Source organism: Ruegeria sp. C2, assembly GCF_056537765.1.
The window spans coordinates 52145-65310 of sequence record NZ_JBQFRZ010000010.1 but is presented as its reverse complement, the minus strand read 5'-3'; the positions used below and the strand labels follow the sequence as shown (position 1 = coordinate 65310).

At 50.0% G+C, this 13166-nt stretch carries 6 protein-coding genes; 2 read left to right on the top strand and 4 right to left on the bottom strand.

The features are described 5' to 3' along the window. Window positions 1-297: 297 nt before the first annotated feature. Window positions 298-690: a DUF3768 domain-containing protein gene (locus ACR0IV_RS19500; RefSeq protein ID WP_480660377.1), complete on the top strand. Its 393-nt coding sequence runs from the start codon at window positions 298-300 to the stop codon at window positions 688-690. Window positions 691-1915: 1225 nt separating this feature from the next. On the opposite strand, the gene ACR0IV_RS19495 is transcribed toward ACR0IV_RS19500, so the two are convergent. The 4 genes from ACR0IV_RS19495 to ACR0IV_RS19480 form a co-directional block, all read right to left on the bottom strand. Beyond that, window positions 1916-3088: a hypothetical protein gene (locus ACR0IV_RS19495; protein WP_480734428.1), complete on the bottom strand. Its 1173-nt coding sequence runs from the start codon at window positions 3086-3088 to the stop codon at window positions 1916-1918. A gap of 413 nt (window positions 3089-3501) precedes the next feature. After that, window positions 3502-4809, bottom strand: a complete 1308-nt coding sequence (locus ACR0IV_RS19490) for an HlyD family type I secretion periplasmic adaptor subunit (protein ID WP_480660381.1) — start codon at window positions 4807-4809, stop codon at window positions 3502-3504. Next, complete coding sequence (locus ACR0IV_RS19485) at window positions 4796-6958, bottom strand: type I secretion system permease/ATPase (protein ID WP_480660383.1); 2163 nt, start codon at window positions 6956-6958, stop codon at window positions 4796-4798. Before ACR0IV_RS19485 ends, ACR0IV_RS19490 begins: the two co-directional genes overlap by 14 nt. Before the next feature lie 45 nt (window positions 6959-7003). Then, the gene (locus tag ACR0IV_RS19480; protein WP_480660458.1) at window positions 7004-8431 is read right to left on the bottom strand and encodes a TolC family protein; all 1428 of its coding nucleotides are present in this window, start codon (window positions 8429-8431) and stop codon (window positions 7004-7006) included. Window positions 8432-9501: 1070 nt separating this feature from the next. On the opposite strand from ACR0IV_RS19480, the gene ACR0IV_RS19475 reads away from it, so the two are divergent. Beyond that, window positions 9502-12909, top strand: a complete 3408-nt coding sequence (locus ACR0IV_RS19475) for a hypothetical protein (protein WP_480660385.1) — start codon at window positions 9502-9504, stop codon at window positions 12907-12909. Window positions 12910-13166 lie beyond the last annotated feature (257 nt).

Sequence of the window (13166 nt, the reverse complement as noted above, 5' to 3'; positions counted from 1 at the left end):
CGATTTAACAGAGTTCTTATGCCGAACTTCGGGTTCTTCACATTTGGTACCTCGGTTTTTTATGCTGAAGAAACCTAAATTTGCCTAAGGTCCCAGTCTGCAATGAGATTGTCTGACTGGAGATGGTTTGAGTCTAAAGCTATCCGAGACAATTCAACGCTAACAATTGAGACTCAGCGTCAAAGACATAACGAACAAGATGATCTAAATTCGGCCTTAGATAGCTGTGACACATAGTGTTTGCAGCCTGATTGAACATGAACACAAGAACGAAACCGAGTACTGGGTGGAACCTTAATGACGTCAACAGCCAACGCAGGCGCTATTCGGTCGCAATTCGCGTATTGCTATGCGCGTCCAGAAGTAGTCGCTGAACAAAATGACTTGTTTAGAGCTTCATGGCCTTTGTTTCCTCAACTGGGTCGCATCATACTGTCTGAAGAGGTTTCCGCTCGGTCCGGTGACTTTCAAGTAGCTTGCTTGGAAGCGGTTCGGGATTACGATGGGTTCTGTCCAGAGACTGGAGGCTGCGATACTCATGACGCAGGTACACTTCAGGTCTGTGGTGAAACACTCCTGTTCAAAATTGATTTGTATGATACGACCTACACCAAAATGTCGCAGAATCCGTTAGACCTGACAAAAACAAGGCGATTGTTGACGATTTACCTGCCCAATACTCCAGTTTGAACAAAAGGCGTACTCGGATTTCTGATCAAACCAAGCACTGATAGCAGAGCAACTAGTTCTGTCCAAATGACTCTCACATATTAACGACAAAGGCGAGTGTTGTGCGCAAAACCCAACCGATCGTACCACATCAGAGGGCAGGGAAGGTGACTTCGGATATCACCTGGTCCTGCCATGGCGAAGGTTAGAAGGTAGCTCACTATCGGCTAGGCCGGTGAAGTGGTACTAGTTTAACGATGTTAGAAGATATGATGCAAAAGCGAGAACGATCCCAAAGATCACGACAGGCGGCTTCTTTTCATCTTCTGGTTCTTCGTTCTTAAATTCGCCGGCTTGGTACGTAAGGCGTAATGCTGCCGCCAGCAGAAATAGCGCCAACAGATTTATGAAAACCGAGAACAAAACTGCCTCCCAAAGAACGCGTTGCAGCGCAAATGATTAAAAAGACTTCTGGAAGACCTAACGCCTCCCGAACAAAAAGCCAAGAATAGGCATCAACTTGATCACCATGGTCGATAGCTCAAGCCATTGGGCAAGCACTTTGCAGCGTGAAAACTATTATTTTTCAGATGCTTGTGTAGATTTAGATCGGACGGTATAGAAATCAAACCGCTTCGTCAAAACTGTGAAAGATTGGAAATGACCACCTTGGATAATCTGATCTGAGCAGCGATCACGACGAAATCGCACGCTGGGTTCAATAAAGCTGCCAAGCGCAAAACGTTAGCTCGGATTCAGCTGTGTTCGACATTCGAAGAGCGCACGAAACCGGAGGCCGCGGTCAATGGCGCCCATTATCAGAACCAATATGGAAGCACGGAACATCTTTGTTGGTCGCAAAAAGCAAAGATCAGGCAGAGGCCGTCAAAGCGCTGTATCAGACGACGATAAGACGAGGTTTTTCCGGAGTATTGAAGATGATGATCTCAGCGGGCATTCAATTGGTCTTGGCTCGAAATCGAGGGAATTTTGATTTCAATGTTCTGTGGCCAGCCAACTTCAATGCGGTCACTGTGAGGACACTCAGCATTCCAACAATTGAGTAGCTTAGGAGTGCAATCCAAACACCGTAGCCCGCCAACAGGCAAATGAGGCAGGCGAGCGCCCCAATGAACAAACCCACCAATACTATTCCAATCATCTTCTTACCCTTGTACTGCTTGTTCTTGTCTAGAGAGCCTGGCTGACACCCGACCCGAAAGTCGTTTGGTTCATCTGGAAAGGGCTAGGTCTGAGCTTGCCTACCAGAGCGTGCGTGGTTTCTCACAATCGTGAGCCGCCCGTTTGAATTCGACTTCGCAGCTTCAATCCCGGATGTTACAGCGGCTAACGTGAGTGGCGATCTAAGGGTAGCATCGCAAATTGCTGCTCTTTCAGCTGTCAGATCGTGACCTCTAACCTGGCTTGAGATCAAAATGATGCTCGGATTTGGAGCGTAGTTTCTCATCTTCAAACAAAACGATACGGTGTCTTCGATGTCGCCCAAAAGGTCAGCGTCCACAAAGACGAGTTCTGCAACTTTGAGAAAACACTGAATGGTTTTCCAGTCTTCGTCTGGGGATAAAGATATCGTGACATATCCTGCGCGGTCTGCCCATTCGTCAATTGGCTGTAAGTCTGCGTTTTCCTCGGGTCCAAAAAAACCAATGATTTTGCTCGATTGCCGTTCAGATTCTCGCTCAATCCGATTTGCTACAGAAAAGAGCCGATCGACCAAACCGTCGTGCACCTGTTGCGCGTTTGGTGTTGAGTCTGAAAGGGCTCGTATCTTCTTCTTTGCGCTTTCGGGTATCCTCGGCATCTGAGTTGATGACTTGAGTAAACCTGTATGGTCGTCGTGCTGGTGAGCACTCTGCTTCACACTTGATCCGTGGATGCAAGTATGTTTTTCGAGCTTCGTGACGTTTCTGAGAAGTCGCTGGCAACGTTCGGCACCTGCCTTGATGCCCCGAAAAACGTCGGGTTTTGAGTGGCTACCTTCATGTCCCTTGTCGACTAAAATCCGTCGCTTGTAGCCACCTGGCGTCTCTCCATCGACAACCCGAAGTACTGTAGTTCCACCGAAAATTCGTGGATGAAGATCACCAGCATAGCGCGGGTCATTGGCATGATTTGACCGATCATTGCTTTTGAACCTAAGTGCGAGAAGCAAAGCTGACACAATGCAAGCAGCCAGTGCTGCTAAAACAAGCATTGAGTGAGCCGATAGGGCCGCTAAGTTAGAACTCAAAACGACTAAAATAGTAGCGGCAAGAAATACGGCACAGATGGTTCCGGCAGTGACCCAGCTAAGACCCCAGTGTGCAACTGATTTAATAAATGGAACCAACTTAGTATGGCTGAGCTCTCTGGGCATATACTCAACTCCAGCAAATTTATAAGGAGTACCTTGTATCATGATCTTGTCGTTAGATAGGTCATCATACTGATCTAAACAAGTCAATATGATTATAATAAAGAGACCTATTTCGTGCTGCTATGACACTTGCTCATGGTGTTGCGCCCATATCATTGTGCTGAGACTGCTTGGGTACGCGTCACCCAAAATCCACCTGCAAGCCCATTCTTTTAGAAGGCGAGCTTAGAAAAACTGAGGCTTCCATTTGGTATGTACGGTTATGAGCGGCGTTTGACTTCTACAAAACGCGCCAGCGATTTCTGTGTCCATAAGATCATTCGGGCGCGTGTAATCCAGATATCTTGAAGGTTCATTAGAAACCAAGTCAAAGGCAGTTTTACCTCAATCCTATCCAAGGGGTTTATACCTATGAAACGATTGAGCATTCGAGGTGGTTTTATGGAACTACAATGCTAGTCACGGAACGCACGGTCACGAACTCGAACGACCGGCTTCAGAATGTACTCCAGAACCGTCTTTTTGTCAGAGACAAATTCGACCTCGGCAACCATTCCGGGGACAATAGGCAATGCATCACCGTTTGAATCTTCAAGCTTGGTGGAGGTGACAACCTCGACGGAAAACACCTTTTGATCGGTATCCGGATGCAACACCGGGCTTGCACCAATTCGTGTGATCTCGCCAGCCACAGATCCATATCGGGAGAAGTCGTAGGCGGTGATTTTGACATTGACTATCTGTCCGACGTAATGAAACGCAATGTCAGATGGATTGACGAATGCTTCAACAACCAGCTCATCTTCATCAGGTACTATTTCAACTAGATCTGAACCAGTGGACACTATTCCGCCTTTGTGTGAGAAAAAGACCTGATTAACAACACCGTTAACCGGTGCCTTGATTTCAGTTTGGCGTACCCTTTGCTCCAGAACAGGAAGCGACGATGAAAGACCCGCGAGTTGGCTGGTCGCTTCGGCTAGTTCATTCAGGGCGTCCGACTTGAACTGGCTTTCTAGTGCCAAAATTCTCTGTTCAGTTTCACGTAAGCGTGACTTTTCTCTTAGGATGCGGGAAGACGTTTGCGCCAACTGGCTTTGCCACTCTCTCACTTCAATCTGAACACGGATCAGAGTGGTTTTTGGTTCCAAACCACGTGCCACCAGAGGCTCGATAGTCGCGATCTGTTCGTTAACGAGGTCAAGGGTGCTATTCGTAAGCTGAAGAAGCTCTTCAGCCTCGGCCAGGGCCTCACGTTGTTGTTCGGCCTGTAACTCTAGTACGCCGATCTGGGTATAGAGCTCATTGCGCCGTGCGACCGACAAACTGGTTTCGGAGGCAACAAACTCGGGAGCTTCTTGCTGTAGCTCAAAGGGAAAGGCAAGCTCGGATCCGTAAATCTCACTTTGCAGCCGAACCAGTTTGGCCTGCAGAGCAAAAACCTGCTGTTGTTCTTGATCTAGTTGTCCGGCAAATCGCGTTGGGTCCATTGCTAGCAAAACTTGCCCAGCTATGACGAAGTCTCCTTCGCGTATAAACACATCTTCGATCGCTCCCGCTTCCGGAGCTTGCACGATTTGCAAGTTGTTGCTCGGCACTACACGTCCATCCGCGCGAGTGACATCGTCAATTTCAGTGTAGGCGGACCACAGTGCGACTGTGCCCAGCAGAGCCAAAATAAGAAACAAGAGAATAGATGCGCGTAAGCCGCGATCACTCTGCCTGCGTCTGACCAGGTTTTTGAAAGTATCATCGCCCGGCATTTGAAACCACCACCGGGCCTTCCTGCGTCGGCTTGACGCGCTTGAGAATCCTCTCTTTGGGCCCGTCATATGCAAGTTTTCCGTTTTCAAGCAGGATGACACGATCTACTGCGTCCAGCAGTGCGGAGCGATGGGTCACCAGCACCAAGGTTTGTTCTTGTCCAAGCTCCTTAAGGTTCTCGATTAGTGCTTGTTCGCTTTGAACATCCATCGCGCTGGTTGGTTCGTCGAGGTAGAGAATTGATTTGCGCCCAAGCAACGCCCTTGCCAACGCTATCGACTGGCGCTGACCCCCGGATAGTGCGGCGCCGCGTTCCGTTACCTTCAGATCGTACCCCATTGGCTGTGATGATATGAATTCGTGTACGCCAGCTTGTCGCGCCGCCAAGAGAATTTGCTCATCGCTCGGTCGCTCTTCACCTACAGCAATGTTTTCACGTACGGTGCCAGAAAACAACCAGACATCTTGTAACAACGTGCCAATGTTCCGGCGCAAATCAAAAGGCGCGATTTGTGAAACGTCGGTATCATCGATAAGGACCTGACCCGAGCTGCTCTGATACAATCCGACCATTAAACGTCCGATGGTGCTTTTTCCAGAGCCGACCTTTCCTACTATTGCGACCTTTTCACCGGGTTCAATCAGGAATGATACATTGCTGAGACTCAGACTTTGCTGATCCGGGTAAGAAAAGGCAACGTTTCGAAACTCAATTCTTCCATTAAGTCGAGGTCTTGATAGCCAGTTGCGTTCAGGGCGGTTTTCGATGGGCTGTTGCATCAAGGAGTTTATCGAACGGTACGACGCCTTGGCCTGGCTGAAGCGCGTCATTGTTTGTGCCAATTGAGCAAGTGGAGCGAGTGTACGACCCGTCAGGATCACGCATGCTATAAGGGCTCCCATGCTTACGGTGTTTGAAGTTATTAGGAAGACGCCGTAGAAAACCACCAATACTTGGGCTGCCTGTTGCACGAATGCAGTTGAATTGAGCGCAAACTGGGACGCAGCGCGCGAGCGCCCAGAATACTCAGATTGATGGGCAAGGGCGCGGTCCCACCTGTGTCTCATCACCCTCGCGGCCCCGATAGTTTTTACTGTCTCAAGCCCAGAGAGAGTCTCAACCAAAACGCTCTGCTTGTTCTGGTTCTCCGAGTAGTTTTTTTGTGCCATTCTGCTCAGGATAGGTTGCACCGCGATGCCTACCATGAGGACAATCGGGACCGCCAGCGCTGGCACTAACGCAAGTGGACCTCCAATTAGACTGATGACAAAAATAAATAAAATGACAAACGGTAGGTCGACGATCGTCACCAGGGTTGCCGAGGTTATAAAGTCTCGAAGAGTCTCGAACTCGCGCATGTTGCTGGCCATTGCGCCAACAGTACCTCGACGCGCTCGCATTTGCATGTCAACGAGCCGATCGAAGATGCGACGACCCATAATGAGGTCAGCCTTCTGACCAGCTCTGTCAATAAATCCTGCTCGCAGAGACCGGATAAGAAAGTCAAAAACGAGGGCCAGACCAACACCAAAGGTGAGTGCTAAGAGTGATTCAATTGCTTCATTGGGCAAAACTCTATCATAAACAACCATAATGAAGATCGATGTAGATAGGCCGAGAACATTCGAAACAGCGGCAGCCAGTAGCACCTGCGTATATGCCCATTTGCTTTCGAGAAGTGTTGACCAGAACCAATGCCCTTCAATCATTCCGTTTTCTGAACTGTCAGGATTGGTGTCACGTCTACGAAGCAATATCGCCTGGGACCCATAGGTTTCCTTTAGCTTGTTGGACTCGAGTAAACCGTATTCCGTCTCAGACAAGGCAGGATCCAAAATGGAAAAGCAGTCGCCTGACCTGCCTTTTACCAACACTGCACGGTTTTGCGGCGAAACGAGTATCAGTGGGAAGAGGTCGTCGCCAGTCTTGTCTAGGTCTATTTCGCCAAGACCAACAACAAACCCTACGCGTTCGGCTGTATCCACCAGGCTCTCCACAGAAGACTTATTATTTGAGAGCGACGATAGTCCGCGCAGACTTGCCAGCGAGATCGAGCGACCAAACAATCGTGAAGCTGCCACCAGGCAAAGCTCAAACGGATGTACGCCACTTTCTGCCATTTCAGTTTTTACTTCGTTTACCGCCAAACGTGGCTCCTCCGATTCAGCTTGGATTGTAGAATTGGGGGGTGATCAATCAGTGGTTGCCTCACCCAAGTTGTTTTTTGGGTACGTGCCTTGGTTAAGTCCAAACAAAGCAGCGAGATCGCCTGTCGACTCTAATACTTGGAACTCGGTTTCAATGCGATTTGCCTCCAAGGTGATCACACGTGACTTGGCGATCACGAGGTCACGCTGTGCGTCTAGGATGTCGGTGATATCCCGGCGTCCGATCTGGAACTGCTCTTGAGTAGCGTCGAGATTCTCTTGATTTAGTCTTGAGGCTTCTTTTGCAGTGTCGATCTCGGCAGCGATGTTTGCCCGGTTGGCCAACGCGACTTCGAGCGCTTGCTTTAACTGGCGCTCAGTTGTTTCCAGGTTGCTTTTTGCAGCTGCAACAGAGCTTCTTCTCTCGCGCTCTCGCGCTCTTTGTTGGCCACCCTGATACAACGATTGGTCAATGGAGAATCCGGCGAAGGTTTCAGTATCGGCATTGGACCCGAAGAGGTCCGTTCTGCCACCACTGAGTTCCAAGTATACTCCTGGATATCGTTCTGAACGTGCAATTCTAAAGAGGCTTTCCGCGTTGGCTATTTCCAATCGGGCAATGGCTGTCTGTGCGCCGGTTAAAACCCTGCTTCGTGCGGTTTCTGCTGCCATGACGGGCGGGGAGGGTGGTCGCATTATGATAGTTGGGACGGGTCCTATAAGGGTCTCGTAGTTTGCTTCGGCCCTCGCCAGGGCGGAGCTTGCTTGAGCGAGGCGGGCGATTGAGTCTGATAAACGGCTATTTGCCGACAGAAGATCACTTTCAGCAATCATTCCCCCCGCCGCCCGGGTGCGGTTTTGCTCAACGAACGACCTGTGGGTTGCAACATCTTGTTCGGCAAGTATTAACAGTTCCTTCTGGCGCCATACACCCAGCTCTGCGGCGGCCATTTGCCGTGATAGGCTGGACAAAAGCACGTCCAGTTCAAACTGCAACATACGTTGAGCTATTTGTGCACTGGCTATTCTGTTTTGCGTGGCCGCCCCATCAAATACAAGCTGTCGAACGGTAACTATAGCATCAGCTCCTGTGTCGTTTGTGCTATCGATCAAGTCCTGCCCTGCAGCGATGCCGTACGATAATTGTGGGCGCAAACTTCCCCTTAAGGCGTCCAGGCGCGCTTCAGACCCTGCAATGCGCGCCGATTGACTGGAAAGTGCCGGATATCCCAGAACGGCTTCCTTAACTCTGCGGCCAAAGGCAGTGCTTTGGTAATCCACCCCAAACTCAATTTGTTGAATTGACTCGCGCCCCACACCGCCACTGCCGGCTCCAACTTCATCAATCAGTTGGCCAGCTGTGTCGATGCCTTTTTGATAAGTTGATAAGCAACCCGCAAGTGTGAAAGCGACGCTCAGACATAGAGCGGTTTTTGTCTGCCAATACATAGAAAACACTTGGATTTTCATCATGGTATACACATAAGCAGCTGTCTCTTCAGCTGCGTCAACAAGTCTTACCTGGGGTCCAAAAACTCAGCACGACGTTTCCAGCCACACACTACTCACAATCAGCGTCTCGGAGAGGCCATCATGCTCATTCGGAACAAGATCCGAATGATACTCTATCAGGACACGACAGCATGCTTCGACGGCTCCTCAAGGTTGCTGTGCCAGTGCCTAAACACCCTGCAAAGCGTCAAAAGGCACACCTTGTGCCGCATCAAGAACACTTCGAGACTTACGCCCGCCATTGATGACTTGAAGCTTTATAATAGTCAACATGAGAAAATTAGTTCTCAAGAAGATAGGTTATTTGGCGACGGTAGTCTTACAATATATTGATAATAAATTATATAAAACATTAATTGATCTGGCCTGGCGTATTTGAAGAATACAAAATGGTTAATAATTGCCTCAAAGAGGCCGTATCTATGTCGCTGCGTAGTATTGGTAGATTTCCTCTGAACATGATTGAAACCGCGGCCAAGCTTTCCATGCAGTTCTCTATTTATTTATCGAAATGAGTATTATTATCTAGCGTATCTATTGCCTAATACTTGATCTGCAAACACGTCATCGCTACTCGGTGATGACTGCGATAATATGTATATATTTAATAAATAACATGATATAATAAATAGTTACTTAACTCGATCTGCCGTGACACATGGCCCACGTCCGGCACGAAATTCGAACATTCGCGTTGACAAGAGGATTGACTAAAAATTATCAATATGACCATAATGTCTATGGAGCGACATATGATCACGTTTAACAAGTCTTTCGCCTCTCAGGGCTCTGTTACGCCCTTGCGACCAGGAGTTCGCCTCCTTCGTGTCTTCCGCTGCGGCCACATGGTTTCACACGTAGCTGCCTGTCCCGACAGTCGCTCCCAAGAGGAGTTGTTGAACACTCGGAGTTGCAGGCAAATTGAAATACCGACAGAATACGTGTCGCGCGTCAAATTTCTAAGGGCTTGGGTAAAGGAGCAGAGGCGTCGGGCGGCTGCCGGGGGTGTCTTGAGCCTTTTGGTGCTCCCAATGTTTGCGAGCTCGGCGTTGGCTGAGGGAGGGACGCTGCTAGGCGATCTTGATGGCGTTTTATCTGCGACCGTTCAAGAAGATGGAAGCTTGCTACTGCAATTGGAAGATGGTGGTACGTTCCGAGTCGACGCAGCTGACTATAGCGTGACGGCAGATGGGCAGTTCGTCATTGGCTCAGAAGCGCTTGCTGGGTTGGAAGCCGTTGGGGTCGCTCCAGCCGGACAAATGGGTCTACTTGCGGGACTTGGTGCTGTGGCTGCTGGCGGAGCTGTAGCCGCCGGCTCTGGTGGATCCGATGATGGGAGCGACAGTGGAAGTGATATCGGAAGCGAAACAGTTTCTACGACTGGTTTCGTAATTGATGGTTACATCTCGGGTGCGACTGTCTTTAGAGATTCAAACAACAATGGTTTGCTCGACGATGGTGAGGTGTCCACCACGACAGACTCTGAAGGGGCGTTCACATTTTCTGGAGAAAGCGATGACCCGATTGTCGCTGTTGGTGGTGTAGATGTTTCAACGGGTCTCGCCTTTGAGGGAACACTAAAGGCACCGGCAGGTTCTACGGTGATCTCGCCAGTAACCACGCTGGTTCAGCAGATTGTTGAAGCCGACGAAACGGAAACAACTACGGTTGAAGATGCGATTTCGCAGGTCAATACTGCACTTGGCTTGGATGAAGAGACCGACTTGCTGAACGAAGACCCGATTGCATCGGAGAATAGCGACCTTTTCGCGGCAGGTGCGAAGGTGGTAAACATCGTCAATGTTGGTGTTGCCGCCGGTGCGGAGGAAGACGAAATCATCGCGCAGCTGGCCGAAGAGATAAGTGAAGCCGCGGCGGATTCCGAAAACGCACCGGATAACATTCTGAGTGACGCCGATACGGTTCGGAAAGTTCTTGAAGGCGCTTTCGAAGACGTCGACGACGCACCCGGCGAGGCCGATATCATCGCAGTTGCCAACACGGCAACGAATGCCAACACGGTAGTTGACGCTGCCGTAGAGACAGCCGAAGCGAGTGGTGAGGATGTAGTGGATGCAGCTGCCGATGTTCAGCAGGCTGTCCAAAACGACATCGTCGAATTCATCGCCGAGCAGGTCGAAGATGGAGAAAGCATCTCCGAAATTGGTCAAGATGCAATCGAAGACGCTGCGGAGAACGCCCAGGACATCGAAGATGGCGTGGTGAACTTCGGCACCGATAGCGCGTTCATTGAAAGTAGTACTGATCTCTCCGACTTCGCACAGGTCAACTTCGCGGAGATTCCCTACGACGTGGCGTCAGGCGTTGTACTGACGTTGACAATGGCGCAGGCTGACAACCTCCTGATCGGGGGCTCTGGTACCGTGAAGCTCGTGGGTGCGTTCGATCCTGCTATTGACCTCACTGGCATCACGGCGCCGATTGATGCCACCGAAGTTACCGGCATCGATACAACCCTCACAGCTGATGAAGCCAATGGCCTGCAAATCGACTTGCCGGCGGATGCCGTACTCAACATCGACGTCGATTACGCCGATTTGAGCGCGGAGAATCCTTCACTGAGCCCTGAGATAGATCTCTCCGGTATCACGGTGAATGGCTCAAGTTCGCCCGCCGATCTCTTTGAGGTGCTCGATGCGGGTAGCATCGAGGACACATTCAAGCTGCTGTGGAACCAGGCGGACAACAGTTACTACGATGCGTTTCCAGGCGGAACGCCAGACGTGAACGCGGCAAATATCGAACTGGGCGATGTTTACGCTCAGTACCTCCTAGATGGTGGTGAACCATTGCTGGACATTGTTCAGACCAAAGTGAGTGGCAATCCGGACTTCGCTGTGCGACAGCAATCTTTGCATGACAATCTGCTTGGCAACATCAAGGATTCCGTGGTCACGAGCCGGATAAACTCAGATGCATTGGATGCAGACAATCGTGATTCAGCGGGATTACAGTTCGGCGACCGTCCGATCTATGATGGACGACTAGCCAATGAAGACGATCTGCTTGCAACACAGGTTTGGGATGTTGCGAATGGCATCACGCGTAGCGATTTCGACGTGGGCGATTACGAAATCTATGTCCTGAACGGTGACAGCGTGGTCGACGCAGATGGCGATGCCACTAATGGTACTACGCCATTCACAAACCTAGCTGATGGAGTCAATGCAGCGACTTCAGGAGCATATCTGGTCGTTGGTAGCGGTACTTACGATGAAGGTGAGATCGATATTCCTGCATCGATCACAATATTTGGGCTCGACGGCGCGTTACTGGTCGGAGGATTCAATGTCGATGCTGGAGCGACCTCTGATGTCGTGGTTAGTGTTAGTGGGTTCGACATTGAAGTAGGGAGTGTAACGAGCTTCGGTTTCTATGTAGATGGGTCGGAGGACGTTACGCTCAATCTTGAGAATGTAGATGTAACAGGCTTATCGACATCGGCGACCCGGGGGATTGAAACCGAAACGGGAACTACAGCGAACATAAATGTCTCAGGAGGGTCATTCTCTGACCTCACGACAGGGATCTACATCAATCCCACCGACAACGATGGTGTCAATCTGACGGTCGATGGCGCGGTATTTTCGGGAAACGTAGCAGGCATTGGAACGGATGATATTGGATCGCTGACCGTCGTTAACAGCATCTTTAACGATAATGATGAGGCAATCGGGTTCAGTGGCGATCACGAAAACGGTGCGCTGACGCTTTCGGGAAATCAATATCTAACGGACAGCGATGAAGTCCTGGTTTACTTCGCTCGGCCAGAACCTATCAGCATCCCAGGAGAGTGGGGTGATGCTCTTATCCTAGCATCCTCCGATCCCAGCAACAGCCGAACGGCGCTTGAAACCATCGTTGATACTTCCAATGATGATATCATCGTAGACAACGTACTGGACACGACGATTGATCTGTCCTCAGGCGGGTCAGACTTCCTTTTGTTGGCCGCGGGCGAAGAAAACGAGGGAATAAACCAGATCATTGGGTTTACGGCGGGAAATGTGGACCCAGATGAGACGGACGTTCTTGCCTTTGTCGATGCTACCAGTGCATTTCGGGGATCAGAAGTCGAAACATTGGGAAGCGGTGATACGATCGCTGAAGATACAGGCTTTGTTATCTTCGAAACTGACCTCGAATTGAATCTGACATACGAAGAAATTGTAGAAAATGGTGGTCTCGGATCCAGCGATAGCTCTGACATACTTACCGCTGCGCAAGCGATCGCTCCTGAAGGCAGCGGTTTGATTGGTATGGCACTATCAGTGAATGACGATAGTGACACACTGTTTGTCGAGGTTGATCTTGATGCCAACAGCGTATCAGGGCTTGCCTTTTTGGATGGTGTGGAGACGAGCGATCTGACGGCGGACAACCTCTATGATTTTTCGGCGGTGACAGCTAACACCTGAAGATCACTTTGTCTGACGCTGACTTGGTGGAAAACGTGTGCCTTTTGACACGATTTATCGCCGTTGCCTGTGGCTGAGCGTGACCGGCTAGGCTTCTGCTGTTTTGGGGCCTAGGCGGTAATGCCGGGTTTTGTAGTTTGGTGCGGGTTCAAGGTAGCCCTTATCGATGAGTGATCGAAGCGCTCGATTGAAGGTCGGTTGGCTCATACCGACTACTATTTTGTGGTTACGAATGTCAGCAGTCTCTGCGGTGTCAA

Coding starts and splice junctions, on each gene's coding strand:
- ACR0IV_RS19490 (WP_480660381.1), bottom strand. CDS start 4,809: ATGCCGGGCGATGATACTTTCAAAAACCTGGTCAGACGCAGGCAGAGT.
- ACR0IV_RS19475 (WP_480660385.1), top strand. CDS start 9,502: ATGTTTGCGAGCTCGGCGTTGGCTGAGGGAGGGACGCTGCTAGGCGAT.
- ACR0IV_RS19500 (WP_480660377.1), top strand. CDS start 298: ATGACGTCAACAGCCAACGCAGGCGCTATTCGGTCGCAATTCGCGTAT.
- ACR0IV_RS19480 (WP_480660458.1), bottom strand. CDS start 8,431: ATGATGAAAATCCAAGTGTTTTCTATGTATTGGCAGACAAAAACCGCT.
- ACR0IV_RS19495 (WP_480734428.1), bottom strand. CDS start 3,088: ATGATACAAGGTACTCCTTATAAATTTGCTGGAGTTGAGTATATGCCC.